Source organism: Exiguobacterium sp. s161, assembly GCF_018619045.1.
Lineage (GTDB): Bacteria > Bacillota > Bacilli > Exiguobacteriales > Exiguobacteriaceae > Exiguobacterium_A > Exiguobacterium_A indicum.
The window spans coordinates 133,143-159,920 of record NZ_JACSNH010000006.1 but is presented as its reverse complement, the minus strand read 5'-3'; the positions used below and the strand labels follow the sequence as shown (position 1 = coordinate 159,920).

20 protein-coding genes are annotated in these 26,778 nt (G+C 37.7%); 10 read left to right on the top strand and 10 right to left on the bottom strand.

Annotated features, from left to right (window positions below):
- Positions 1–208: 208 nt before the first annotated feature.
- Positions 209–385 (bottom strand): hypothetical protein, encoded by a 177-nt coding sequence (locus KNQ14_RS14400; protein WP_023466867.1) that lies wholly within the window; start codon positions 383–385, stop codon positions 209–211.
- Between the two features lie 145 nt (positions 386–530).
- On the opposite strand from KNQ14_RS14400, the gene KNQ14_RS14395 reads away from it, so the two are divergent.
- Entirely contained in the window at positions 531–1,622 is a 1,092-nt protein-coding gene (locus KNQ14_RS14395; protein WP_214861476.1) for a GGDEF domain-containing protein, read from the top strand.
- Between the two features lie 47 nt (positions 1,623–1,669).
- Here the strand turns inward: KNQ14_RS14395 and KNQ14_RS14390 are convergent, their stop codons facing one another.
- From KNQ14_RS14390 to KNQ14_RS14375, 4 genes are read right to left on the bottom strand one after another with little or no spacing between them, the layout of a single operon-like run.
- Entirely contained in the window at positions 1,670–2,077 is a 408-nt protein-coding gene (locus KNQ14_RS14390) for an NUDIX hydrolase (RefSeq protein WP_214861474.1), read from the bottom strand.
- Positions 2,074–2,724, bottom strand: a complete 651-nt coding sequence (locus KNQ14_RS14385) for a Type 1 glutamine amidotransferase-like domain-containing protein (protein WP_214861472.1) — start codon at positions 2,722–2,724, stop codon at positions 2,074–2,076. The genes KNQ14_RS14390 and KNQ14_RS14385 overlap by 4 nt, the downstream gene beginning before the upstream one ends.
- Positions 2,725–2,773: 49 nt before the next feature.
- Entirely contained in the window at positions 2,774–3,772 is a 999-nt protein-coding gene (locus tag KNQ14_RS14380) for an ABC transporter permease (protein ID WP_214861469.1), read from the bottom strand.
- Positions 3,765–4,445 carry an ABC transporter ATP-binding protein gene (locus KNQ14_RS14375; RefSeq protein ID WP_214861467.1) on the bottom strand — a complete coding sequence of 227 codons (681 nt, stop codon included), beginning with the start codon at positions 4,443–4,445 and terminating at the stop codon, positions 3,765–3,767. Before KNQ14_RS14375 ends, KNQ14_RS14380 begins: the two co-directional genes overlap by 8 nt.
- Before the next feature lie 140 nt (positions 4,446–4,585).
- On the opposite strand from KNQ14_RS14375, the gene KNQ14_RS14370 reads away from it, so the two are divergent.
- Genes KNQ14_RS14370 through KNQ14_RS14360 form a run of 3 tightly spaced genes read left to right on the top strand, consistent with a single transcriptional unit; the run spans position 4,586 to position 5,587 of the window.
- Positions 4,586–4,975: a hypothetical protein gene (locus KNQ14_RS14370; RefSeq protein WP_214861466.1), complete on the top strand. Its 390-nt coding sequence runs from the start codon at positions 4,586–4,588 to the stop codon at positions 4,973–4,975.
- Positions 4,972–5,334: a hypothetical protein gene (locus KNQ14_RS14365; protein ID WP_023466882.1), complete on the top strand. Its 363-nt coding sequence runs from the start codon at positions 4,972–4,974 to the stop codon at positions 5,332–5,334. Before KNQ14_RS14370 ends, KNQ14_RS14365 begins: the two co-directional genes overlap by 4 nt.
- The gene (locus tag KNQ14_RS14360) at positions 5,324–5,587 is read left to right on the top strand and encodes a hypothetical protein (protein ID WP_023466884.1); all 264 of its coding nucleotides are present in this window, start codon (positions 5,324–5,326) and stop codon (positions 5,585–5,587) included. Before KNQ14_RS14365 ends, KNQ14_RS14360 begins: the two co-directional genes overlap by 11 nt.
- Before the next feature lie 33 nt (positions 5,588–5,620).
- Here KNQ14_RS14360 and KNQ14_RS14355 read toward each other — a convergent pair whose 3' ends face one another.
- Positions 5,621–6,007: a RidA family protein gene (locus KNQ14_RS14355; protein WP_058265519.1), complete on the bottom strand. Its 387-nt coding sequence runs from the start codon at positions 6,005–6,007 to the stop codon at positions 5,621–5,623.
- A 175-nt stretch (positions 6,008–6,182) separates the two neighbouring features.
- Here KNQ14_RS14355 and KNQ14_RS14350 point away from each other — a divergent pair, with 175 nt between their 5' ends.
- From KNQ14_RS14350 to KNQ14_RS14330, 5 genes are all read left to right on the top strand, one after another.
- Entirely contained in the window at positions 6,183–7,919 is a 1,737-nt protein-coding gene (locus KNQ14_RS14350; protein WP_214861465.1) for a hypothetical protein, read from the top strand.
- 33 nt (positions 7,920–7,952) lie between these two features.
- Positions 7,953–9,572 (top strand): hypothetical protein, encoded by a 1,620-nt coding sequence (locus KNQ14_RS14345; protein WP_023466889.1) that lies wholly within the window; start codon positions 7,953–7,955, stop codon positions 9,570–9,572.
- A gap of 29 nt (positions 9,573–9,601) precedes the next feature.
- Complete coding sequence (locus KNQ14_RS14340; protein WP_214861464.1) at positions 9,602–14,800, top strand: FtsK/SpoIIIE domain-containing protein; 5,199 nt, start codon at positions 9,602–9,604, stop codon at positions 14,798–14,800.
- 63 nt (positions 14,801–14,863) lie between these two features.
- Entirely contained in the window at positions 14,864–15,730 is an 867-nt protein-coding gene (locus tag KNQ14_RS14335) for a DUF4007 family protein (RefSeq protein WP_058265522.1), read from the top strand.
- Positions 15,727–19,077, top strand: coding sequence for a hypothetical protein (locus KNQ14_RS14330; RefSeq protein WP_214861463.1), 3,351 nt, complete (start codon positions 15,727–15,729; stop codon positions 19,075–19,077). The genes KNQ14_RS14335 and KNQ14_RS14330 overlap by 4 nt, the downstream gene beginning before the upstream one ends.
- Before the next feature lie 97 nt (positions 19,078–19,174).
- Here the strand turns inward: KNQ14_RS14330 and KNQ14_RS14325 are convergent, their stop codons facing one another.
- From KNQ14_RS14325 to KNQ14_RS14310, 4 genes are all read right to left on the bottom strand, one after another.
- Complete coding sequence (locus KNQ14_RS14325; protein WP_023466896.1) at positions 19,175–20,059, bottom strand: phosphoadenosine phosphosulfate reductase domain-containing protein; 885 nt, start codon at positions 20,057–20,059, stop codon at positions 19,175–19,177.
- A gap of 117 nt (positions 20,060–20,176) precedes the next feature.
- Positions 20,177–24,010 carry an AAA domain-containing protein gene (locus KNQ14_RS14320; RefSeq protein ID WP_214861461.1) on the bottom strand — a complete coding sequence of 1,278 codons (3,834 nt, stop codon included), beginning with the start codon at positions 24,008–24,010 and terminating at the stop codon, positions 20,177–20,179.
- Positions 24,011–24,250, bottom strand: coding sequence for a hypothetical protein (locus tag KNQ14_RS14315; protein ID WP_214861459.1), 240 nt, complete (start codon positions 24,248–24,250; stop codon positions 24,011–24,013).
- Positions 24,251–24,428: 178 nt separating this feature from the next.
- Positions 24,429–25,637 carry a hypothetical protein gene (locus tag KNQ14_RS14310; protein ID WP_214861457.1) on the bottom strand — a complete coding sequence of 403 codons (1,209 nt, stop codon included), beginning with the start codon at positions 25,635–25,637 and terminating at the stop codon, positions 24,429–24,431.
- A 255-nt stretch (positions 25,638–25,892) separates the two neighbouring features.
- Here KNQ14_RS14310 and KNQ14_RS14305 point away from each other — a divergent pair, with 255 nt between their 5' ends.
- On the top strand, positions 25,893–26,747 hold the full coding sequence (locus KNQ14_RS14305; RefSeq protein ID WP_214861456.1) for a P-loop NTPase family protein: 855 nt from the start codon (positions 25,893–25,895) through the stop codon (positions 26,745–26,747).
- The last annotated feature ends 31 nt before the right edge of the window (positions 26,748–26,778 follow it).

Sequence of the window (26,778 nt, the reverse complement as noted above, 5' to 3'; positions counted from 1 at the left end):
ACTTCTACCGTGACGACTTGACTCATCTTTGACACCTCCTTCATCCTAATAATCAACTCCATTATAGATTGACTATAAATGCATTTCATCAGGAAGAACAGTCGGGGACATGCGGTGTCTGAAGACACCCCGTCCCCGAACTCGCTATCAGCCCACTCCTAAAGGAGTGGGCTTTCTCGCTCGTACATTCTGTAAAGGTCTTGTGAATCTAATTCACGTAAATTGGTAGGACAGTCGCAAGATGTGTCATAAGTGCTTGTGTCTCTTCTTTTGGTTCAGATGTGACGTAAATGATCAACGCAGCAGCAACGATGACGAAGATGGCGATGACAAGAATGATGAAGAACGGCATCTTACTTTTTCGTTTTTCAGCCTGACGATCCATGAAAGATTCCCCCTTAATGATGTAGACGATAGACATATTTGTTTGATTCCCTCTCCTCTTGTTTGAAAACCTTGGAAAAAGAGGGGAATGTGTAATGTGGAGGGAATAGAGTAACTATCTGAAATGGAATGAGGAGGATGTCGTCGTGCTTACGTTGCTCAATTCATTATTGTTGAACTTCTCACTGTTGATTGCGACATTGCTGTTTGCGTTTTTACCACTACGACGGATTGAGCGCATCTCGCCTAACTCTTCCTTACAAGTCCGACTCGCGATTGGTTGTATCGCCGGTGTGATTGGTGCACTGTTGATTTTCAACAGTATCTCCTATGACGTTGCAAAGATTGATTTGCGTCTCGTTGCACTTGTTACGGCGTACTTTTACGGAGGGTTAGTCAGCGGTAGCATCACGATGCTGTTCATCATCGGTGCCCGATTTGCGGTGACACCAGCTGGCGAATATCAAGGGCTGATTCTGACGACCTTGATTTGTGTTGCGTTACTCGTGACAGCGACGGTTTATCGCCGGTTCGCTGCTCAACGGATGAAAGATTATCTCGTGTTGCTTGGAACAGGGATCGCATACAGCTTACCGGCGCTCTATTTATTGACGAACACGTTCGAGCGGTTTTTAGAGATTGCGCTCGTCTATATCATCGTCATCATGATTGGTGGCTACGTCACCTATCGTTTCTTACAGGAACTAAGGAAGCATTTTTTATTCGTCCACACGCAACAAGAATTGGCTTTAACGGATGGGCTGACGCAACTGGGAAACCGCCGGAAGCTAGATGAAACGTTAGCCGAGTATGCTCAGAACGGAACGGTCTTTTCCGTCCTCATTCTTGATCTCGATCATTTTAAATCGATCAACGATACATACGGACATGAAGGGGGCGACGTCGTCTTACGGCAACTCAGTCATCTCTTGCAATCGTATTGTCCAGAACAAGGCGTCGTCGGTCGATACGGTGGTGAAGAGTTTGTCTTACTGTTGCCGGACGTACCACTCCGACAAGCGGAAAGACTCGGGGAGCGGATTCGATCTGCCTGCGCCGATCAACACTTCGTTTATAAGGAGCACTCCGTCTTTCACGTCACATTATCGCTAGGGGCTGCCTCTTCCGATCAAGCATCGACCGTATTTGAGACTGTCCAAAAGGCAGATTTAGCGTTATATGAAGCCAAACAAACTGGACGAAATCGCGTCGTCTGTTATCGAGATCCTTTACTGTAAATAAAAACTGCCCCGCTCGACCGATTGGTCAGGCGGGGCAGTTGTGTTTAGCGATGCAGTAACGAAAATACATCATATCGCTCAAAATCAGCCAAAATATTTGGTGCAATCAACTGACGAATCGTTTCTTCGTCCGCCCAAAGATAAGCGTCGTGTTCTGCTGACAACTGAACGTCCGTTTGATGCGTCGAACAGACGTACATCAAGAGAACGATTTGCCGATCGGGATGCGTCAGGAAGCTCGAGGCATAGAGTAGACGCTCCGGCGTCACAGTCAATTGTGTCTCTTCTTCAATCTCGCGAACAAGACTGTCGACTGGCAATTCACCGAAGTCGATCTTGCCACCCGGACATTCCCACGTGCCGCCACCGAAGTCAGCAGCAGCCCGGCGGACGATCAAGAGACGTTGCTCGTGAATGATGATGCCTTTGACGGCAGGAACGATCGCCGTCATCTGACGGGACTCCGCGACAATACGACAGGATCGGTTCCTTCTGTCTCAATCAAGTGCTGATCCTCGAGGTAGATACCGCTTTCGTCAGCGAGTCCGAAGGCACGGTTCGTCCCTTCTTCCGTAAAGGATTGCATGAGATGAGCAGCTTCGCCCCACGTCTCGTAATGGACACAGATGACCGCGTCTTTCAGTAAGGCAAGACCAGGTAAGCGAAGGCGTCGATTGTCGCGTTGGTCGATCTCCGGAATCACACACCGTTCGGGCGAAACGAGGGCACCGGCTGAAAAGCCGGCGACCGGAACACCATCTGCGAAACGCGACTGAATGATGTCACCGATCGGTGTAGCGACCAAGTATTGCTGATACAATTCGGTCTCGCCACCGGAGATGATGATGCCCTGACACTGCTGTAGTTGTGCAAGTTGTTCGTCCGTTGGTGCGTCAGACAGTGGCAGATGGACGAACGACGAGATGCCATCTTCCTCTAACGGCTTCGTATAGATTGAGGCGTAGCTCGTCCAGTCCTTACCGGTCCGCGGAACGTATAGAATCGCGACCGGTCCACCATTCGTTAATGTAGCAAATCGTGTTCGTAAGTTCGGTGTAAAAGGAGGACCGCCTCCGAATAAGAATAAATGAGTACGCATGAAGTCATCCCTCCAACCAATGTAATAGAAAAAGTATAGCAGAAATCAATCAATTGGAAATGTGCTGGTAGAATGATTGTCTGCGGAACCATGTATGATGTTGTTTCCGTTCTTGAAAGAGAACGAACAGTACGAAAGCGAAAACGAGACCGCGTCCGATCCATGGTAAGACGAGAAGACCGTAGTTCATTGCAGCAAATAGCTGGAGCAATAAGCGACGCTTACTCGGATCCCGCAGATACGTGAGCAGTGGGAGTTGATGGTGTGTCTGCTTGAATAATCGCAGATGAAGGAACGGACGCTTTCGGTCAGACGGCTTCGGTAAGGCACCGTTCAATTCAAGGACGGTCGCCGATAAACTCGACTGTCGTTTCGTTGACAACAGGATATCCTCCGTTAATCCGTCCTCTCGCCGTGACCAGTGCCGGACATGAAGGGATCCGAGCAGCACCACACACAGTGCGACGACGAAGAGGACGGGGTGCGGTTGAAGCCAAAGCAGGAGCAACAGAGTGATGCGTCCTGTTGCCAGGACGAGATGACCGCTCCATTTCCGCAAGAACCGTTGCCCGGACAACCGGTATGTCCAAAAGCTAAAGAACGGTTGGAGCAAAGAGAGCACGAGACTAATCAGCAGTACTGTGATACTAGATTGGTCAAACCGGATGCGATGTAACGGAAAACAGAGTAGATGTAATCCGGCAGTCATTAGAAAAATCCTCACGAAGTGATACCGAACGGAATACCACTTCATTCGAACGATCGCTCCAGGAACCGGTTTGAAGAAGAGGCGATCTGCCGGTTCGAACCAGGCGTAAAAGGCGGGCAGGAATCCATACAGAATCCATCCGAGTAAAATCCAAGCGACCGGAACCGTTTGAACCCAGTCCGCTTGACCATTTAAGATTTGAATCGTTTCATAGATGATGAACAGACCGACCGGAACGACGAGATACAGCAAGATCGTCCAATCGAAAATTTCTCGAAAGAAGCGACGTTGTTCCGCATGCCGTCGACGGATCCGTTGCTTCAAAAAGGTTTCAATCATGTTCGAGCACCATCGCTTCCATGATGTCAAATAAGCGGGCACCTGGCTGACCAGAGGCTTCACCGATTTGAGCGAGTGTTCCTTGATGTTTGATGCGTCCCTGATCAATCCAGACGAAGTCGTCGCACAGACGTTCCGCGGAATCAAGGACATGGGTGACGAGCAGAATCGCCACACCACGCGTTCGTTCTGCTTCGAGTAAATGTAACAACCGAATCGTCGCGACCGCGTCGAGACCAACGAACGGTTCATCGATGATCAGGCAGTCTGCGCGTTGCATCAAGGCACAGACGAGCATTACCTTCTGTTTCATTCCTTTAGAGAAAGAAGATACATAGTCACCTGTGACGGCATGCAGTTCAAACGTCTTTAAGAGTCGTTCTGTATAGGCATGATCCGTCTCGTGGAGTGAGGCGACCAGCTCAAGGTGCTCGGCGAGCGTCAAATATTCGTAATAGGTCGGCTGCTCCGCAATATAGGCGAGTGAGACCGGTAAATCGATCTCTCCTTCGACCCAAGGTAGCGTACCGAACATCGCTTGAATCGTCGTACTTTTTCCTGCACCGTTCGTACCGATCAAACCGGTGATGGATCCAGGGTGTAAGGCAAACGCAATCTCTTGTAAGACAGGTTGACCGACGTCATAACCGGCTTGTTGAATGGATACATGCATGTGAAACATCTCCTTTCACTACATCTACTGATAGAAGAAGAAAAATGTTTCACAGCAACAGAAATCAGCAGAACCATAGTAAAAAATGTAACAGGTTAAAAATAACAAATGGGCTATAATGGAAATATCAATTTTAGAGGATGATCACGATGCAAACAGTCGAACGAATTTATTACCGGGAGTCCGGCATGGGAGAAGGACAAACGTTTTGGTGGGACCGCGCAAGTCGGACGATTCGAGCGGAAGATGAAGAAAATCGATTGACGGCAACCGGAGAACGCACACTGACACAAGACGATCTAGCGTTCATGGATACGTGGATGAGTAAGTATGATCTAGTAGCGTGGGGGACGTATCCTGAGTCAGTACATGAGATGCTAGACGGGACGGATTGGACGCTTGAAGTAACAACGAATAACCAAACCGTCTGTATCAGCAAGTCAAATGTCTATCCACCTGGATGGAGAAACATCCGTGACGCGTTGTATCATTTTTTCATATCACAAGCGAGTCAGGAGGGGCAGCGATGAAACGAACATGGTTGTATGTGATTCCCTTTGCTTGGTTTGGACCCTATTTTGATTGGAAAGAAGGTTCACTTCTAGGCTATGCCTTATTTTTGTTTGGACTCGGTGCTCTATCGTATTCACTTGCGCGGAGTGGGAAACCGAAATATATCGTCATCGGCAATCTAGTTTCGTTTGCGATTTCATACGGGATCGCGCTCAGCGCAGGGAAAGGATATGGTGAAGGGTACTTCAATCCATTGACGGTCAGTCAACTGGTGATCGGAGTAAGTATCTTGAATCTGGTTGTACAAATACCGATCGTGATGCATGCGATTCGAAACAAAGTGATGAAAAAGGAGTTAGAAGGACATGACGGATGAGAGCCAACAATTACTTGATGTAATTCAACGAATCCTAGAACGGCAATCGCCACTCGACTTAGTTGATATCTACCAGCGCGTCAGACAAACAGAACATTTGGATCTATCACGGTTTACATCAGAAGCAGGACTCGAGGCACGCGTTCGGAAATTGATCTACCTACATGCGAGTGAGTGTAAATTGTACCGGGGAGAGCAGGACCTCTTTTACAGCGAGACGGGAAAAGGAACAGGCCGCTGGGGATTGCGATAAAAAACGCTACGCAACGAGTGCGTAGCGATCAGATCACACGAGTCCTAAGATCTCGACTTCAACTAATGCACCTTTTGGTAGTTCCTTCACCGCGATACAAGACCGAGCTGGGAAGTGATTGTGCGGTGCGAAGTAATCGGAGTAAATCGTATTAAAAGCAGCGAAGTGTTCCATGCTCGTTAAGTAGCATGTCGTCTTGACGACGCGGTCAGGTGTCAGTCCTGCCTCTTTCAGGATGGCATCGACGTTTCGCATGACTTGTTCCGTCTGCTCTGTGATTCCGCCTGGTACGAGTTCACCTGTTGCCGGATCAATCGGGATTTGACCGGAAGCATAGAGTGTGCCGTTCGCGATAAAGCCTTGCGAATAAGGACCGATCGCAGCGGGAGCGTTAGAAGTTTCGATTTTCAAAAATGACATGTCGTTATTTCTCTCCATTCTTATAATAATTTTTACTCTAAAGTAAATTAAAAGATATAACTTAAAATCACTTTTATTATAATTATTAACAATACAATATGAATAAAAAACCATAAATGATATAATTTATTAGGGAAGTTGTTACAAATAATTATGTGATTAAGGAGAAATTATAATGCAAAATCAGGTCAATCCTTTTGTTTCATTTATGCATCAATATGATTTAACCACAGCAGACTACTCTAAAATCTTTGATGAACACACTAAGAAAATTGAATACAGCATCGATACAAATGTTAATAAGAAAATTATTGAGGAGCTTTCAACATCTCCTCGCTCTATCATCATAACAGGTAATGCTGGAGATGGAAAAACCAGAATTTGTAGAAACGTATATGATCAATTAGTTGAAGAAGAATTTAAGGGGTGGCCAGAATCTGGTATAGCAGAAATTTCATATAAAAATTATAAAATTCGAATAATAAAAGACTTATCGGAATTAAAAAATGAAGTTATCGTTGAAGAATTAAAAAAATTGCAAGATTCACTAGAAAATGATGAGTCAAAAGTATATTTCCTCATTGCAGCTAATGAAGGGAAATTAACGCACACCCTTGTGAAATATCCTGAGTTAAATAAATTAAAAAATGCTGTCATTCCTCAATTTATATCAAGTAATAAAGAACTAGAAATGACGAAAGAAGTCAAAGTTTATAATTTGTTATACGCATCATCGTCGATTTATGCCGAAAAGATCGTAGAAGGATGGAATGAAGAACAAAACTGGAGCATTTGTACTGATTGTACTAGTAAAAATAAATGCATCATAAATAGTAATCATCTAGCTTTAAGTGATAGAACGACAAAAAATCGAATGATGCGTATGTATAAATCTTTAGATATGAATGGAAAGCATATGACAATGCGCGAGCTACTCATTCACTTAGCGTACACGCAAACAGGTGGGATGGCTTGCAAAGATATACATGAAGCTTCTAATAGTGAATCAATTCAAGCTCTAGCAAAAAAATCGTATTATGAGAACTTTTTTGGTAATAACCTTAGACCAGAAGTATTCGAGGAAATTGGTGGTATTCAAGAATTTAAATCACTAGATCCTGGATCTATTTCAGATTCTTTAATTGATGACTTTTTGCTTAATGGTGACTTAAGTAGTAATGAACAAATTAAAGACTCTCATCACACTTTGTTTGGTAAAGATATTGATGTTGAGAATGGTGCTTATTATGAAGATGTAAAAATGTATCGTTCAAATATACACGGTGATAATGTAAACGGTGTTGAATTAATGAATAAATGGTTTCCAAGATTACGAAGAAAATATTACTTTGAATCCGAAGATAATAAAAAGGTTGAAAAATTAATTCCCTATAGACATCGATATGATTTTATAAGCATTCTTCATAGAGGAAGAATTGAACATAGTATAAAAGTTAAGCTTGTAGATGGATTAAATACATTCTTCGCAAAGAGAATGGTATATTCCCCCTCTCATCAGCTATACGTATCTTCAGATAGTTTATTAGTTCATCAAATTGTTGGATTGGATCAGGTAGATTTCCATATCCAAGGTAAAAACGAAACAATAGATCAAACAGGTACTACATTAACCCTGAGTGTGCAAGGTGTAGAATTAGCTATAAATTTAGTAACTTTTGAATATCTAATGCGTTTGAGCAATGGAGGCATGTTAAACGTTCTGAGAGAACATGTAGAGATATTACTTAATAGTTTTCGAAATAGATTGATTTCGTTAAAAAAACAGGATGGAAATATTTTACAAATTCTAAAGTTCGATCGTACTCAAGGAGCATTTGTATTAGAGACCATTGAAATTAATGAAAGTGAAGGTCCTGGTGTAGACACTGAACCTGAAGATGATGATTTTTAAATATAAGTAAAAGTGATTGAGAGGGTGTTAGAGATGCAAGATGAAAGTACAAAGTTTTCTAGCAAGATTGGTGCTGAAATATGGGGCCATCGTTTTAAAGATGGACAGCGAGGACCAGAGTATACTTTAGAATTTTTAAATGTATTTGCTGGAACAGGTTTCAGTTTAGAGAAGAAGTATTACGACCGAAGAAAAATGATTGAATTTCGCCAGTTTGTCTATGAAGGAGAAAAGGAGGGGGCAAAAGGTCATACCGCAATTTTCGAAGAAAATAAAAAAAATATAATTCGGGAGAAACTTGGAGTAAGTGAAAAACAATTAGAAGATTTACAAGTGTTCTTCAAAAATTTAACTATACCTCTAATGACACCGATGGGAAAACCGGTTGATCGCTCTTGGTACGCTCAAATGATGTATCCGCTCCATGAATCGTTGCTTTTTTCTGAAGTTCGTGTAAATAGAGATAAAAATAATACGAAAAATCTAACCATTAATTATGAACGTAATTTTTTTGCGCGTGGTGGAGAACTGTACTTTTTAATGTTGCATTATGGAACACTAAATAATTCTGAACTAAGGATTAATATTGAAAAAAACATGAAAACTCTACTATCTAGCTCTAGTGGAGTAATCGCTGTCATTAATCAAATAAACGAAGCATTTAGCGAGTATAGTACGGGGGATCAACCAGCACCACTAATCAAAGACGAAGAGTTATCAAACGTCATTACTAGCTGGGAAAGCAGTGAATACCCAACTTTACCAAATACAGATTTAGATTTATATAAAGAATTTGCAGAGGAACTTAATGCACTACTTATGCTAAATATTGATATTTATGAAATGTTTGATATTTTAACCTCTCTCATAACATTCCAACTTCATCGTTATATGATTTTTCAATCAGAACAAATAATTGGTGAAACGAGTAGTTACTTTATTGATTGCTTAGAAGGTCAAAATAAATCAATTAAATTTTTAGCACAAGATTCTTACCGAATTCACGAAACTATAGTAAGAGAAGCGTATAAAACTTTTGTAGAAGATCGAGTAGAAGAAGTGTTTTCTGAATCTAAAGCAGAAGAAAAAATTTATTTTTGGAGAAATAATTTTGATAGCTCTGAAAAAGATAAACTAAAAGGCTATTCTGGATTTTTTAATGAATTAAATTTTAACAGCCTTCAGGCAACAAAAAAGAAAAAACTCATAGAGGCATTAGAGACTAAAGATATCAATAATGCTAAAAAGTTACTTAGACTACGTATCGTAGAACTTTACATGGAGGATTTATCTAAAACACAAGTCCCCATTATGAAAACTTTAGCTCGTGATGGTCAGTTCATTGTTTCAGGAAAAGGATCTAAAGCTCGATACGTACTACATGATAATGTTTTAAGTGCTTTAGTATACGCAACTCTTAATGGTCAGAATAATTTACCCTATGATGATTTCTTAAATGAATTATTCCAAAAATATCGCATTATTATTGGAGAAGATGCTGCCAAAATTTCTGGTTTATATTCAAAAGAGGGAATTAATCTAACTCATTTTAGAAGTAATGAGAAAAAAATGAGACAAAAGTTAAAACAAAATGGACTACTTCAAGAATACTCAGATGCAACAGCATTAGTTACAAATCCTTATTATAATTGATGCAAAGTACTGGGAAGGAGCATTAAGCAATGATTGCAAAAATTACTCATAAAGAAAAGATAATAGGTAGTTGGATTGCACAACACCTACTTAATTATCTTAAAGATCATAAAAATAAAAATGCCGAAAAAGTACTAGTAAAGATAGAGGGAATAAACGAAGAATATTTTCCAGCTATTTTAAACGCTCTATTGGAAAATCAAACTCAACTCAAAAGTTTTTATGAACCATTAATACGGACTATAAAAAAAATTGAAGGTTACGATTCCTTTGTTCTAAATGAAAACGAAAATGGAGTATGGTTACGAAACAATGTAAAAACAAACGAAGCATTAATTTTATTAATGAATGAACGAACACCAGAAGCTCAAAGCTTAAAAGATATTGTTTCTATTGATGAAACTCAGTTGCTATCATCTGATGGATTTTTCAGTTTAGATCAATCTCTACGAGAAAAAGGGTATTTAGAACCACATCAGATAAAAGATTTACTCAAACTAATTGGAGCATATCAGCATAGAGGAGAACTTGATTTACAACTTTCAATGCTTATTGCCTATATTGAGAGTGTGTTACAGGAGAAAGAAATATCTAATGATACGTTTAAAGTGATTTTAGGAAAATCTCTACCTCATTTTCGGCTATTTAAAGACGAGCATTTAAAGTTTGAGTCGCTAGATGGTCTTCGTAGTCAGCTTAGAAAAAACTTTTTATTAAGTCACTTAAGAAAAACTTTAGTAAATTATTTAGATCCAGAGAAGTTGATGAAAAATGTAGATAATTTTATTGTCAATGAAGAAAAAAATAATTTTTCAAGTGAAGTTTGGAAAAGCTTTAATAACGATAAAGTATTGTTTTTAGAAAAAACAATGGAGTTTATTGAAAGACGAAACAACGATCTTTTAAATCTAATTTCATACAATGATGCAGAGCGCCTTTTCGGATTTAAAGTTTCTAATTCTTTAAAGGATAAATTGAATAACACAAGAGATATAATTCTAGATAATTTTGCAGAGAAGATTAGAGAAGCAAAAAGTATTGAAGAAGAGAGCCAGTTAAAGCAAGAAAAAATGGAAGCTGAAAGTCATTTTGACCGTGGTGTTGAAGCTGTAAATGCTAAAAATGATATTGAGGCGATTCGAGAATTTCGAGAAGAATATGAACAAGAACTTGAAAAAGAAAATATATTGAAAAAAATTATTAATATCGAAAATAAGCTTGAAAACCCATCTGAATATATTGATATTTTCGAAGCGATTTTATCTGAAAGTTTAGTGATGTTAGAGGAAATAGATCACGAAGAATTTAATGGTAATCTTACCTTTGAAATTTCAATAGATCAAAATATAGAAGTTTCTGAAGAACAAGCTAGATTCTTTAATTTTCATCTAAAATCTTTATCAATGTTGTCTTCGAACATAATTGTTCTTTCAGAATTGAGGAACACCAATGAATCATCTAAAGAAATTGAAATAATCCCTGTTAGATTACGACTTTTAAAAAATGAAAATTCTATAGCGAAATCTATTGTCAAAATCGATGCTAGTAGATCATTAATTGAAACGAGTTTTTCAAAATTTATCAATCAAATTCAAGATGGATTTTTACAATCTATTATTACGAAAAAGGGTACGCCAATTGAAGAAGATCTTAAGGAGTATTTGAACGAACAACAAAATTACACTCTGATGTCTGATAAAAGATTGTTAGAACCCATCGAACAATTTAAAAACTATAATGCTGAATACACTAGTATTCTTAAATCTATTATCGACGAAAATAGAGGAATTACTATTGAAGATTTAAACAGAGTAGCTGATCTTAGCGAATCATTTTTAAAGTGCTCGGATCATGATGTAGATAGTGTCAGAAAAATATACTCACTATTAAATGAAATTGGAACGATAAAGGTTTTTGAAACTAAAAACGTTAAGCAAGTAGAAGTTGAACGTAAGATAGTATCTGTATTTAATCCTATTAGATTTATTGCTTACGGCTTTAAACTCATTCATTTTGGAAACTTACTCTCTAATATTTCTGATACGTCTGAACAACGTAATAAAATCCAAGATGTAGAAGATTTAAAGCAGTACAAAGAGTATTTACGAGGATCATTTACGAACTTAGCACCATCTTATTACGTATCTAGAGAAGGGAATCACCTATTTGCACAAGATGAACTATATGGTCAGGGAACATATATCGAAGGTGGAGAAATTGAGAGTGTATCTTCCCAAGCAACTTCTTTTGCGAAAGAAATTGAAAAAGTGGCAAACGATTATGTTCGAGTTTATCCGTATGCTGCGGACTGTTTAGATGTCTTATTCTTATATGTTACAAACTTGGAGTTTGTAAAAAAGAGTGTAGAACAAATCTTGAAAAATGATAGTTTAAAAAAGCTAAATATAACTATTCATAGTCCTGCGAGAGCTGCAATGCTTTATGATGAGATCAATCAATGGATTCAATCGCAAGAAGAATATATTAATGCTGTAGATTCGTTTAGTGAATTTCCTAGACTAGAAATCAACGTATTACCATTTAGCGATCCTAAAACACTTGAGGAAAAGTTAGATACGTCTATGTTGGACTTTGATTTAGCCGTGTTTATTGATTACTTTGGTCAAAGCGAAAACTTAAAAATTCCACATCAATTTTACTCGGAAAGCTATAAAGAATGTGAGCTTACGGATAAAAGTTGGGTCTTTTACGAAAATCGTGAATTTAAAGCGGTTAAAGAAGGTACTCGATTAATCAATTATGTTTCACCCAACCAGCCGAAATTGATGCAACAATTTTATAATATGCAAGCAATATTAAAAGACGGATTAGTGATCGAATCTAACAAGATTGGTTTATTAAAAGGTAGACTATCTGTAACTCGTACAGAAACAAATACGTTATATAAACTTGCACATGAAAAGTTTAATTGGGTTGTCACTTATGATAGATTTATGGATCCTTTATTAATGAAACAAGTAGCTGAAGGTTCGAATATTATTCGTTATCATGTAAATCGATTAGGAAAAGAAGAAATTAAAGTTCTGGTTTCCTCTTCAGACTCGATTAGAAGATCTTCAAAAGCGGATGTGGAAGTCAATTATTATCGTGATCGTCTCCACAGTAGATTAAAGGATCAGTTGAAAGTAAGTAGTATAGATGTACAGCAGGTCGATAACGCTCTTAAAGTTGTAAAAGAATTATCCGGTGGTTTAGTGCTAAGAGCATTAGGACCTGGAAAGTTTGTTAACGAGTTTTTGTCAGTATATTTAACTGTTCTACAAGACCAAAAGTCTGATGATACTGTAGTTTTATGGGACATGTGTGATGAATTAGAGTGGTTTAGAACTCGGCAAAAACGTCCAGATTTATTAAAAACAACTATTCAATATTCTCCTGAATCAGCAGTGTATAATGTTAAATTTGATTTAATTGAATTAAAGCTTATACAAGAAGAAAGCTATGTTAGCGAAGTAACTGATGCTAAAGTTCAGTTAATATCAGGTGAAAAGACATTGAAAAAGTACTTTAGAAGGTTTGATTCAACACTTGAAAGAAATCTGTATTTAAATTCATTTTTGCTTCATTTAGAAGATAAACGTGCTTATGAAGAATTTGAATTAGCAATACTTCATGAACTAAGAAATAACGAAAATATTCAAATTAATTTTGAATTTACAAAGTCAATTTATGCATACATTCATAATAAAAATATTGAATTTGAAGGTCGTTTAGAACTTTCACCTGGACATTATTATGAAAGACAAGACGAAAATGAAATAGCAGTAAATACTTTTACTAGATCATACATTTTATCGGAAATGAATGTTCCTGATCATGAAGTAAATAATGAAATACAGGCTGAAGAAGAATCTATATTAAAACAGGTCGCTATAACTAATGATGATAAGTACTTTGATCACTATATCCATATAGATAATAGCGAACTTATTTCGGGTACAATTCCAAGTAATAAAGTTATTGATAAAGGTGACGCGTCGAATCAAGATAACCTGCGTATAAAAAATGAAGTAAAAGATATCGAATCAATTAAAGCTATCGATGAATCTCAATACCCAGAAGATCATGCATTAAAGCACGTTCAAGCTCCACAAACAGAATCATTTGATGAGGTATTGAAAAAATTAGGTGATAGTTATGCGGACACACTGCAAACTAAACTCCGAATAAATAATGTTCAGTTTACGGTGGAGCGAACTATCGTAGGTGCTAGCGTTATTCGAATTATTGGTAGAATTCCATCGGATCAAAGTATTACAGCAGTTGAAAAGAAAGCGAAAGATATGCCATTATGGCTGCATATTGATTCGCCGCCAACTATTTTTAGTGATCGAAATGGTATCAATATAGATATTAATCGTAATGATCCTGATACAATTTTCTTTTCACAATTTATGAAGTACGTTCGAAGAGATATCACACAAACAGACTTGAAGAATGGTTTTCTTGTGCCTATTGGACTTAACCCTTTAAATGAAGTAATGTCAGTTGATTTTAATGGAACAGAACCTCATATGTTAGTCGCTGGATCAACTGGAAGTGGAAAAAGTGTTAGTTTGAATTCGATTGTCATGTCTATGATGTGTCTATACACACCCGAAGAATTAAGGTTCGTATTTATAGATCCAAAACAAGTTGAATTCTCTATGTTTGAAGATGTTCAACATACTGATAAAGTATTATTGGATTTAATGGATTCTGCTGATTATTTAGATGTTATGATTATGGAAATGGAAAATCGTTATAGTAAATTTAAAGATGCTTATGCAAAAAATCTGAAAGAATACAATGAAGCTTTGATTGAAGAAAATAAATCATCAGAAGTTTTACCTCGTATTGTTATTGTTTTTGATGAATTTGCTGACTTCATGATGCAAGATAAAGAATTTGCACAACGTATCGAAACTGCTATTAAGAGAATCGGGCAAAAAGGACGAGCAGCAGGGATTCATATGATAGTTTGTACACAATCACCTAAAGCGGAGATTATTAATACTACTATTAAAAATAATTTGCTAGCACGTTTAGGATTAAAAGTAACAGACGCTGTTGCATCTAACGTTGTATTAGATACAAGCGGTGCCGAGAATTTAGCGGGTAAAGGTGACTATCTCTTAAAGAAAGATAGAGAACCAGTTAGAGGTAAGAGTCCTTATTTAGAACCACAGTCTTTACGAGCATTAATGAGGTTCTTTAAAAATAACTAAACTTACAAAGTAGCCAAGAGTAATCTGGCTACTTTGCTTTGTTAAAATTAAGGTGGGTTACAAATGGGTTTTGGACAACATCAAAGTTTTTACTTACGTCCGCAATGGTTATATAAAGGGTTAACTGAAATTAAAAGCGATGCTCGCTTTTTTTATAATGATACTCATTTTGAACAACTAGGCTTAGGGAAAAACATGGCGAAATCAGCGAAGTATTGGTTATTCTCAACTGGTCTAATGGAAGAGAAGCGGCAATCGGGAAAAACAGAACATCACCTTACTTCTTTAGGGGAATTAGTTGATAAATACGATAAATATATTCAACATCCTGTTACGAAAAGTATTTTACATTATATCCTAGCCTCTGATCCAAAAATTGCAACAAGTTGGTATTGGTTTTTTAATGTATTCAAAGAATCAATTTTTGATAAAGCGATATTGATAGAAACGTTAGAAATCTGGATCGGTCACACTTTAGAAAAATCAGTCTCTTCTAATTCACTAAAAAGAGACATTGATTGTCTCATTCAAATGTATGGTCCAAATAATCTTTCATCTACTCCTGAAGATGTTATTAAAAGTCCGTTTGAAGAATTAGGGTTGGTAAGTAATACAGTTAAGGGTACTTACAAAAAAACACCGCTAGATACGGTGTTTAAGTTTGAAGTACTTTTCATCACTTTTTTGATTTATATAGAAAGAAATGAACTCACTGAAGTGAGTCTTGATGAATTAATCGATGGTGAAAATCTATGGGGAAGAATTTTTAACCTGTCAAGATCTGAAATTGTTAACTGCCTAGAAGAGATGCAAAAAAGATATCCAATAATTTTTACTAGAACGAACCGTCTTGATGTAGTTAGAATTACTGATACAACTAATTATTTAGATTATATGGAACGATTTTTTGAAAATGAGGTAGTGCTATGAAAAAGTTTCAACCTAGTATTAATGTAGTTTATGACACAGGAAAGTCCGAACTGTTTGATATGTTTGTTCCAAACAATGATCAGTTGGAAATTATGGAAAATATAATTTCAAGTCTATCTAAAAAAAGCTTAGTCAATTCTCATCTTATGATTGGTCCATATGGAGCAGGAAAATCAATGGTTGGGGCAATTACGGCTTCTTTAATAACAGCAAGAAAAAATAGCAAGGATGTAAAGTCGTTTTTATACAACGTTAGTGGTTTAAATAATAGTTTATCAGATAAAATTAAAGACAATTTATATGAGAATAATATCAAGTGGATTCCTATTACTATAACTGGTAAAAATGGACGAATTGACGAAATTATTTTAGAAGCTATTCAGTTAAAATTAAAGTCAGAAGGAATCGTTTTATCTCTAAAAGGAGATAGTGAGCAAATTCTTCACACCATTGAATTGTGGAAGAACGACTATAAGGATACGTATTTTAAACTGATAAATTTGTGTACTACTTTTGGGTGCACTATAGAAGAATTGATTGAAGGAATTACTATAAATGATGAAAGATTCATAGTGGAATTTAAAAAAATGTATGGAACTTTGACTTCTGGAGCTACATATATTTCAGAATCAAAAGCATCATTTGTTGAAAAAATTCAACACTTAACGAATCAATTATCTATAAAAAAAATGGGACTTTTTATTATTTATGATGAGTTCGGAAGATTTCTTCAAGGTGTAAACCAATCGTTGATTTTTCAAACTATGCAAGATTTACAAGATATCGCTGAATTTGCAAACAGGTCTTCTAACTTAGGCTTACTCTTCATTACTCATACAGGTCTTAGACAGTATTCAACAGAGAGTAATAATTTATCTAAAGAAGAATTAGAAAGAGTTGAAAAAAGATTTGAATCGCATCGTTTAGATAGTGATCCTTCTTTATTTTATAGAACAGCATTTAAAATACTTGAGATTGTTAAAGAAGATAATGCTCCAAACTTATTTTTGTTGAACGATATTGAAAAAATTAAAAGCGATTTAAAAAAGTATAGTCTTTTTCCAGATATGGAAGTGTCTGAAGTTGAGAATTTCATTTTAGAAAAATGCCAACCTATACACCCACTAACAATTAGATTATTACCTATTCTTTCAAATATGTTAGGACAAAATGATCGAACGTTATATACGTTTTTATCTCAATTTGATGAGAATGGTTTAGAGACTGATTGGTATTATGCAGATCAGTTGTTTAATTATTTCTATCCAGATGAATCTTCATTTTATTTAATTGATGATTTAAAGTATTATCGACTATCAATGAGTTACCAAATAACGAACGAAGCAAAAAGACTTGTAAAATTAATGACTTTATTGAATATATCTAATAGACCTTTTAAAATTTCTATAGATTTTTTATCCTTTGCACTAGGTATCAATGAGATAAAAATACGAGAGAGTATAGAAGAACTAAAAAAAATAAAGATAATAAGATATAATCCATTAGCTTCATCATATGAATTATATAGTGGATCTATACTTTCTTTAGAATCCTTAATAGAAGATTATCGCTCTAAAACAGTTATTAATGATGAATCTAGAATAAAATTTTTAAATAATTTTTTACCCAATAAATATTTTCTACCTCATGAGTATAATAATGTTAAAAGCATGACACGCTTTGTTGAATCTCAATTTACCTGGGGAAACATTTTGAACTTAGATCTTTCGGTTGGTGATGGAACACTACTGTATATGATCTATAGAAATGATCAAGAATTAAAAAATATCCGGGAGTTCGTAATAAATTCTAAAAGAAAAGATATTATAGTTTGCGTTACGAAGTTAAATACTAAAGATTTAACTATTAAATTAGATGAATTTATGATTTTAGATCTTCTACTCAATACTTCAGAACTACTTCAACAAGATGAGAATTTGGAAGCGGAAATTATAATTCATTTAGAAAATATTAGATTCGAAATTGAAAAGCTCTTACGACCAATTAGACATTTTGAGACAGATAATTTAACTTGGTATATCAAAAATGACGTCGTTAAAATCGATTCAAAGAATTCACTTGAAAAGAAACTTTCGAAATGGATGTTCGACAGATTTCCTGCTACACCGGAAATTAGAAATGAAGGATTTAACAAAAAAAACGTTACTTCTATCCAAAAGAAAGCTGCTAAAAGTATCTTGTCTCAGCTACTTGCGCCTACATTTTCAGGTGATTTTGACATCCAAGGATTTGGTCCGGATTATTTAATTTATGCAACTATGTTTAAAAATACAGGAATTGATACAAATAATTTAAGTCAAATAGCTGATGATAATCTGTTAGAGTTAAGGCACGATCTGCTTTCGCATTTCAAACAAAATAAAAGAGGGAAAATTGTCGATTTATATGATTTATTAAGACATGAACCCTATGGCATTAGAGAACCACTAATACCACTATTATTAATAGGTCTTTTAAAAGACGTTTGGCATCAGATGGCGTTTTACTCAAATGATTTTTATATTCATGAATTAAATGCAGACATGCTATATGATATTTTAGAATTAAGAGCAGATTTTTATGAATACGAATTATATGAATTATCTTCAGAAAACTTAATTTTACTCAAAGATGTAAATGCTACATTCTTTAATGGAACTTTATCAGAACAACCCGTTATAATTTTTACAGAGCTGATGCGATGGTTACGGAGCTTGCCAAGATATACTCAAGTAACCGACCAACTGACTGTTACTGAAAATCATTTCAAAGAGATTATTCGCCACAGTGAAACAGACCCACTTGCTTCAATCAATAACCTTGCAAAAATCGTTAAAAGTGATTCTGATTTAAAAAAATTAAAAACTGGACTCGAAAACCATTTGAGTCTTATGATAAAACGAATTAAAGAAGAAGTTCTTCTTAAAATGGAAGTTGAATCAAACAAAGATATTCATGGGTGGGCTGATAGAAATAAAGAACTTGTGTTAAGCAGTCCAATATTAGCTGGGTTTGTTTCAGAGTACGCTCAAAATAAAGATTGGTTAGCATATTTAATTGAAAAAATTGTTGGAGTGTCATTAAAAGACTGGTCAGATGTCACATACGATTCGTTTTGGATGAATTTCAAGCAGTTATTATTGACGAATCACAATCAAAATGGATTAATCAAAATAGTGACTGATAATCAAACAGTTATGGAAATCAAAGAAGTTGAGCTTTCTGTTAAAGGGAAGACTATCTATAACAATGTAAGTAGGATAGTAAATGCTGGCAGTAGAACAATGTCAGATGATGAAATCCGCTTTGTTGTGTATAAGATTTTAAGTGAACTAGAATCTAAATAAAAATTACAGTTATTTAATGCTTAATGATTGTTTGTCGAATCCATCTATACAAAAAGGTAGCGGAATCTTATCCACTACCTTTTTGTATAGATTTTATTTATGAGAAAGAGCATACACAAGGAATTGTATCGTCTTTTTCACTTAAATATTTTTCGATTCCGTCTCTATCCATTAATTCTCGATATTCACGCAATGTAAATGGTCCACCGTTTCTCTTTAGAATAGAAACATCTTTCTCAAACTTACTACGGAAGCGTTCTTCCATAGCTTCTTGCTCGGCATATTGTTCGGGCCAGACATTATATAAAAGAGCGTAATGACCTAAGCCTCCTCGAACACATCGACCAGCGCAATTTGCATGAGAAAAGCCTAAACCATACATTCTCGGCAACGCAATTTTCCATTCGTCACGAATAATTTCTTTCGTATCAAGATCGCCTTTAAAAGTTTCAATCATAGGAAAGCGTGTTTCTATCGGTTCGATTGGATTGTGTTCGTAGAAATTTTGAAGGTTGATAGCTCGATGCTGCTCATGTGGACCAATACCGAAATAAAGGATTGGTTCAAGATTATGCTCATCACGAAGTTCTTCTAGATAAATCATTGTTTGACGAACCTTTAATTCCTCAGAACATTTAGCCATACGTGAATTACCCAAGAATTTAACATCGTGGAAAACTTCGTCAGGCGTTCTTCCATCTATTCGAGTAGTAATCTCCATACCAATATACTCTGCTACTTCATCCATGAATCGATAGTTATCGATATCTTCCCAAAGCGTGTCAGTGAAGAAAAGAACGCAATTTTCTTTGCCGTATTTCTGAACGATATGATAAGCAACATAGGCAGAAGATGCACCGCCACTAAACATTGCCACATGCACTGGTTTTCTACCAGATAATGAAGGAGTAGTACCTGCTTTTAATACACCTAGTGCTGATCGATCAGAGGTTTTTTGGGTCTTTACTTTATTCATATCCATCTTAAAACCACCTCTCTCTCGAAAACAAAATATCCATTTATTTTCTAATTATAAGTATAAGGTTCATTTCTAATTAAATACAATAATATGTTTATACATTGTGTACTTAATAGATTCTTATACGTATTCAATTAAGGCTGGTTTTATCTCCATCTCTTCAAGCGTCGTCCATAACGATTCCATCGCTCGATCAGCATCTTGATAAAAATGACGACCACGGACACGCCAGAATTGCCAACCTGCGCGTTCCAACACCTTTTGTCGGAACATATCTGCTTCATAAGCGTCTGGACCGTGCCAGCGTTCTCCATCACATTCGACAGCAAGGCGATTGTGTTCACCTTCAACGACGAGATCGATCCGGTAGCCATTCACTTGTACTTGTGGTGTGACGAGGTAACCACGAGCAACAAGGCGACGATAGACGGCCTCTTCGAATGGAGAATCAAAGCGATGTTTCACACTATCGAAGGATGCTTGGTCACCGAGGGGATTTTGACAATACCCAAGTAATTTATAGCGCATACAGTTGTTGTTTCCGATATCGTTTAACGTCACGGAATGAAACAAAATCATTTGATCGCGGGCTCGACTAGCCGCGACGTTGAAGCGTTGACTATCCGTCTCTTTTGTCATCGACATGAAGCGTTTATTTGGTGCGACGACCATTGAGAGAAGCATGACATCTCGTTCGTCTCCTTGGAACGTATACGCATCTCCGAAGCGTACTTGATGCTGCATCAAGACATCGATTCCGATTTCCGATGTTGCGATTCGCTCGATTTGCGTCGCTTGCGCATTTCCAAGTAAAGAGACGACACCGAACGTCCGATTTTGATAGAGCGGATCTTGAATCATTCGTTTTAATTCAGCAACAATGGCACGAGCTTCCGGAATGTTGACTTTATCCGTCGTCGTCTCGTCGACATATCCATCACTGACGAAATGATTTTTTACTGCAGGATTCAGTCGTTCAGCTCGCTGTGGTAAGCGGAGTGGAACAATCGTACCTTCGTAGACATGAGCGTTACTGAAGCCGATGATTTCCGGAACGCAGCGGAAGTGTTCCCGCAATCCAACTTTTGTACTGAACTTAACGGAAGCGAGTGAATAGAGACTACTCGTTCCATCGAACAACGCCATCGTGGAATCATCCCCAAAATAGGTTTTTCGCTTTTCTTCGACGTTATCCCGATTATCAAAGCTCGTCGGACTAATTTGGCGATCATCTCCAACGATGATGGCTTTACGTGCCCGTGATAAGAGGGAAATCGCGTCTTGTGCTTGCATCATTTGTTTAGCCGCTTCTTTTCGGTAACGTGGGGCATGTTTCCCTGTCCCTTTTCCGACTTTACGAATCAAGGTTGCCCAACTGTTCAGTTGCTCTTGCTTCGAAGGTGTCATCCGTTTGAGTTGTTCTTTCCATGCCAGTGTGGCACATAGTCGTGCGACAGTTTGACCTTCTTCTTGCTCGAGACGGTGCAAGTGCTCACGCTCGTCCGCGTCACTTAATGCTTCCAGTCGAGTTTTAACATAGGCAAGATGCCAAGCATCTCGAAGTTCGAGCGCGTGGAATGTCGGTGCACTATTCGTTCGTAATGCTGTGATCCAGTTTGGCGCAGCTTGTTCAAGTGTGTCACTAAGTGTTTGTAAGCGGCTCGCTCGGTGTTCGTTTGTTTCTAGAACGCGTAACTCTTCATAAATAACTGCATACTGATCCGGATTCCAGTCACGAATTGCCTGTTGTAAAGGTAAGGTGATGGGATGCGTCAACTCTGCTACGTCGAGTAGTGATAACCAGGTCTGTTGCTGGGCTGTTAATTCATCTAAACGATTCAACTCGAATAACGTTTCGAGTGCATGTGTTTGCGTTGTTAGCCAGTCCGCTTCATACATGAAATCATGTTGTTCATAACTTGCCTGCAATGGACGAACGACTTGTGTGAAATGCTGTATGATGTCGTCTAGAGAGCGGAAGACATCAAGTGCTTTTCTGTACGTCGTGATTTCAGGTATCGTCAACTCAATCGAGTGGTGCTCGAAGCGATGTTTAAAGGTACGTTCCAATTTTCGAAGTGAGTCAATATATGTTAAGTGCTGTAAAAGTAGTGTGACGTCAGCAGCACTCGTTAATCGTTTCTGATCAATCATCACTTCATCTAGGAGGAATGCGTATTTTTTTCGTTTTGTCCACTTGAAGAACACGCCATCGACCTTATTGCCTTCAAATAGCGGTAAGAGTTCTGCTGCGAGTGCAGATACATCTTGATCGGTTGTTGGAATCGCGAAGTCGTGAAGAGAGACGATTCGTTCAAGTTGCTCGATCTCATGCAACGCCTGCTCGAACGATAAGCGATCTTGTTCGAGTTCATCGAAATCAGATGAGTGTGCCAACCAATGACAATACAGATTCACTGTCCATTGCTCAAGAAGTGGATATTTTCGGGACGACTGACGCAACCAGTCTAAGAGTTGATATTTCGTATCATCAGAGGCAGATTTCATCCAGGCGACTGATGAAGCGATTGGTTCAAGTTCGCGTAGTGTTTGTACTTCATTGACGATCTCTTTAAAAAGTAATGGTTTGGCAAAAGACGTTCGCATAGGACGACGCCCTAAGATTTTAAGTTCAGCCAATGCCTCTTGGTCTTGCATCAATTCATATAATTCTTGAATATCGATCGCACTCATCGGTGCCTCTTCTGTTAAGAGTGGCGTCGGGATGTGTGTTGAAAGTGTTGATTGGCTGATCCACTTGGCCCATTCGAGTGGTGTTCTTGTTTCTTGTCTAATCGTTAGACCATCATGTTCGACGATGGCTTGATCGAGCATCGTCCGACGAGTCGATGCAATCTCTTGACGAATCGACTCTAACCGCTGGCGAATCGTCGTAGCACTGGCTTCTAGTTCTTCAGCAGACGTCTTGTTTAAATAACTAGAAATTCCATGCAACGATGTTTCTGTCTGTTTGATCGTCTTTGAATCTGCCCCAAGAACAGAAACGGCAAGTTCACGAATTTCAGCAGGTAACTTGTCACGAAGAACAGTCAGCGCGTGCTCTTTTTCACTTGTGACAAGGACCCGCTTACCATGTGCCAACAGATGCGAAATCAAATTCGAAATCGTATGGCTTTTTCCGGTACCGGGAGGACCTTGGACGACGACACCGGCATTGTTACTGAGTTGTTGTAGGATCCGTTTTTGTTCTTCGTTATACGGAAGAGGGAATAGAATCTCTTCTCCGACTGCTTGCCACTCTGTTCGATCTTGTTGATCGAGTGCGGCTATGGCAGCATCGTCAGAAGTAAAGAATTGCTCGAGTGCTGGTGAGAGCGGTAAGTCTTGTTCAATGGCTTCTGCGAGATGTTCATGTTCTTCGACCCAACTATGGTTGGACTTAGGACGACGATAGAGACAGATGTTTGGTAAGACGTAGACATCTGCTTCCTCACCATAGGCGTGATCCGCATGCAACAAACGTAAGACTTGTTCACTCCGCTCTTGGAGTTGGTCCTTGTCCCAGGGATTAAAGTCAAAAGCATGATCTTCTTTAAAGGCAAGCTCATACTCAGAAAGCTCGGCTTTCATCCAAACACTATCCCAGTTCAACATGTCCAACTCGAGCTTTGGCAAGGTTGGTGTCGTTTCGATACGGAAAACGCTCTTTTCCGTATCAAAATCAATGACAGCCGGTCGAACGAACAAAGGACGTTTGATGGATTGGGTTGGCCAATGAAGGTGACCAAACGACCAGACGATTTCGTGTGTATCATTATCTGTCGTTTGAAATTGATACATGCGGTACATCAAATCATAGAGGGCTTGGGCTTTTTCATGTTGTCTTTTTTTCTTTTTCCAGTCTCGAACGGCTAATTCATAAGTCGTCCAAACGGAAGTCAATTCAGTAGGGAGAGAAACCTTTGGTGTGACCTCATCACCATTAATGACCATCTATTCAGTAAGTTTATTTGGAAGTACAGGACGATCCGTCGTGAAAGCAGGCTGGAACTTTACTTCGACTACGGTTTGTTGGCTTTCATCAAACGTCGAGTTGACGTTTGGGAAAGTAAGTGTCGTCTCGTCTAAAATTGCGGTATAGGCCTTCGTATCGCGTTGCGTTTTTAATCCTAGTTTTTTGACGGAAGCCATGAATTGAAACAGATTGATCGCTTTTGTTCGAGTAGTACTCATTACTAGATGCTCCTTGTATGTAAATTTAAAAGTTAGGAAATTAGAGGTGGTTTATTGAAAAATAAATCGATTAATTCCTATTTTTTAGGACAGTATTAGTATACAAGGAAAGAGGATAGAGAGAATAGTGCAAAGCAAAAAAGACCTTCCGAATTATTTATCGGAAGGTCTTTTGCGATTATGGAAGTTCAATCGTCATGCTGTTATCAAAAGAAGAATCAATCGGATCTCCTGTAGCAGGATCTGTTGGTAATCCGATTAAGAAATCAAGAGAAGTCAGCGTGTCAGCTGATTCTTCCATAAAAACATAGAAGCTCCCCTTATCAATCATACCGGCTTTTAGGAGAGGCAAATCTGCGTCTGGATCATAGCTTTTGTCCAGTGTGAACTTTCCAACAGGACTATATTCATTTATACCGTTATTGATAAAAGTGCCAGCAAACGAGTAGTAATAGTCTATTGATGTATTGTTTTGAACGGTTGCAGTTACTTTTAATACGGAAGTAGGCTCTACATCAAACATGAATTTTTTGACGAATGGCTTATAGTCAGTGACCTTTCCAATTTCGATTTGATCGATTTCGTAAAAGAAATTAGGGGCTAGTTCAATTTTTTTATTAATTTTTTGTAGTTTCAAAGAACTGTATGACCCATAGTACTTTTCTGTTTGATCATAAATTTTTTTATCAGGCACATCTGCTATATCGACAGAAGTGTCTTGTTCTATCTCAGAGTCGCTAGTTATAGGTTCTTCAGCAGTCGTTTCTTCATCAACGGAGTCATCTGTAGTCGTGCTATCAGTATTGGTAGAAGTACTAGCAGTAGATTCTGAATTAATCTCAGTGGGGGCTGAAGTAATCACTTCGTACGAGGTTACTAAGAATAGGATGCCAAAAGGTAAGATAAACTTCCATATTAGAGGAAGCTCTTTAAAAGACTGATGCTTTAACAAAAAAAGCACACTCATAAAAATACCTACTATACCAATGCAAAGTATGATGTAAAAAATATTTTCAAAATGAAGTGCAGTGGCAAATACAGTGAGTATAAATAATGTGAATAGCAAAATAGTTGGAATGAAAATTTGCGGAGAGGGCCGACTTTTTGAATTTTTGTAGCTGTAATAAAGCATCCAACAAAGTGAACTAAATATGATGACATATAAAATCGGTAGCATTATGATTTCATACTGACCATCTTGATTATACAAAACGTACACATTGAGTAGAGTTAAGGTGAATAGTAGGCTACTTAACTGAAGTAGAAGGGTAGTGTTTTTTACTTTTTCTGAAGACTGACCCTTTTTTATAACTTGGGAACGATAAATAATTGTTAAGATTAAAATCGTTAACGAAAAATAATTCATGATTATTAATATAGTTTGCATATTAGACCTCCTTTTTTAAAAACTAGAACAGTGTAATATTAATAAAATTCCCTTACATCATTAAAAACAATCAATTTATTAACAAAAAAATTAAAATATTCATATGAATATATATTAAAAATAACTTTTGAGAGGATATTTAGATTTTTATTTCTTCAATACTTATTTTGTTTATGATCTATCTTTGACTACTTTGTGTACTATAGAAATGAAGTATCAAACAGTGACACGAAAATAATCTGAGGAGTGTACAGTATGAGCACCAAAATTTATCTAATAGAAGGACTCCCGGGCTCAGGCAAAACAACAACAGCTGAAGCATTAACTCGTCTATTGCAAGAGCAACAAACCAATACGCGTCTTCATATCGAAGGAGATCTCAACCATCCTGCAGATTATGAGAGTGTCGCTTACTTAACGCTCAATGAATGGGCAGACTTTCAAAGCAAGTACGCCTCACTCGATGTCTTACGATTTACTGAGGTGTTCAATGACGACGTACTGGTATCGTATCGTCAGTGGCAATCAGAACAAGATGTTCCTGAAGCAGCACTTACATTTCTGCAAGCACGTGATATCTATGAACTGCCGTTCGAGTTATATCAGTCATTGATCTTTAAAAAGTGGGAAGCGTTCGTCGATCAAGCGTTAACGACGGATACAACATATGTTTTTGAGTGTTGCTTCTTGCAAAATCCGTTGACGATGGGGCTCATCAAATACGATTTACCGGAAGAGACGTTGCGAGCGTATATTGAACGCTTAGCGACGATCATTACGCCGCTCCATCCTGTTCTAATCTATGTTGATCAACCAGATGTAGAACGAAGCTTCCGTAAAGCATTAAACGAGCGTCCGACAGAATGGGCGGACGGATTCGTATCCTACTACACAGAGCAAGCATATGGTGTGAATCACTCGTTATCAGGAGTGAAAGGGACGATTGCGATTCTACAGGCACGGCAAACACTGGAGCGTCAGTTGTTCGAATTACTTCCATTCAGAGTAGAAGTATTCAAAAATGAAGATTTTTCAGTAGAAGCAAGACAAGCCTGGTTAAAGCAATTGATTCAGTCGACTGCGCGTTCAACTTCTTTAAACGAGAGCTAAGTAAAAGGCGATTCCAAGTCACGGAATCGCC

Coding starts and splice junctions, on each gene's coding strand:
- KNQ14_RS14400 (WP_023466867.1), bottom strand. CDS start 385: ATGGATCGTCAGGCTGAAAAACGAAAAAGTAAGATGCCGTTCTTCATC.
- KNQ14_RS14390 (WP_214861474.1), bottom strand. CDS start 2,077: ATGACGGCGATCGTTCCTGCCGTCAAAGGCATCATCATTCACGAGCAA.
- KNQ14_RS14385 (WP_214861472.1), bottom strand. CDS start 2,724: ATGCGTACTCATTTATTCTTATTCGGAGGCGGTCCTCCTTTTACACCG.
- KNQ14_RS14380 (WP_214861469.1), bottom strand. CDS start 3,772: ATGATTGAAACCTTTTTGAAGCAACGGATCCGTCGACGGCATGCGGAA.
- KNQ14_RS14375 (WP_214861467.1), bottom strand. CDS start 4,445: ATGCATGTATCCATTCAACAAGCCGGTTATGACGTCGGTCAACCTGTC.
- KNQ14_RS14370 (WP_214861466.1), top strand. CDS start 4,586: ATGATCACGATGCAAACAGTCGAACGAATTTATTACCGGGAGTCCGGC.
- KNQ14_RS14365 (WP_023466882.1), top strand. CDS start 4,972: ATGAAACGAACATGGTTGTATGTGATTCCCTTTGCTTGGTTTGGACCC.
- KNQ14_RS14360 (WP_023466884.1), top strand. CDS start 5,324: ATGACGGATGAGAGCCAACAATTACTTGATGTAATTCAACGAATCCTA.
- KNQ14_RS14355 (WP_058265519.1), bottom strand. CDS start 6,007: ATGTCATTTTTGAAAATCGAAACTTCTAACGCTCCCGCTGCGATCGGT.
- KNQ14_RS14350 (WP_214861465.1), top strand. CDS start 6,183: ATGCAAAATCAGGTCAATCCTTTTGTTTCATTTATGCATCAATATGAT.
- KNQ14_RS14345 (WP_023466889.1), top strand. CDS start 7,953: ATGCAAGATGAAAGTACAAAGTTTTCTAGCAAGATTGGTGCTGAAATA.
- KNQ14_RS14340 (WP_214861464.1), top strand. CDS start 9,602: ATGATTGCAAAAATTACTCATAAAGAAAAGATAATAGGTAGTTGGATT.
- KNQ14_RS14335 (WP_058265522.1), top strand. CDS start 14,864: ATGGGTTTTGGACAACATCAAAGTTTTTACTTACGTCCGCAATGGTTA.
- KNQ14_RS14330 (WP_214861463.1), top strand. CDS start 15,727: ATGAAAAAGTTTCAACCTAGTATTAATGTAGTTTATGACACAGGAAAG.
- KNQ14_RS14325 (WP_023466896.1), bottom strand. CDS start 20,059: ATGGATATGAATAAAGTAAAGACCCAAAAAACCTCTGATCGATCAGCA.
- KNQ14_RS14320 (WP_214861461.1), bottom strand. CDS start 24,010: ATGGTCATTAATGGTGATGAGGTCACACCAAAGGTTTCTCTCCCTACT.
- KNQ14_RS14315 (WP_214861459.1), bottom strand. CDS start 24,250: ATGAGTACTACTCGAACAAAAGCGATCAATCTGTTTCAATTCATGGCT.
- KNQ14_RS14310 (WP_214861457.1), bottom strand. CDS start 25,637: ATGCAAACTATATTAATAATCATGAATTATTTTTCGTTAACGATTTTA.
- KNQ14_RS14305 (WP_214861456.1), top strand. CDS start 25,893: ATGAGCACCAAAATTTATCTAATAGAAGGACTCCCGGGCTCAGGCAAA.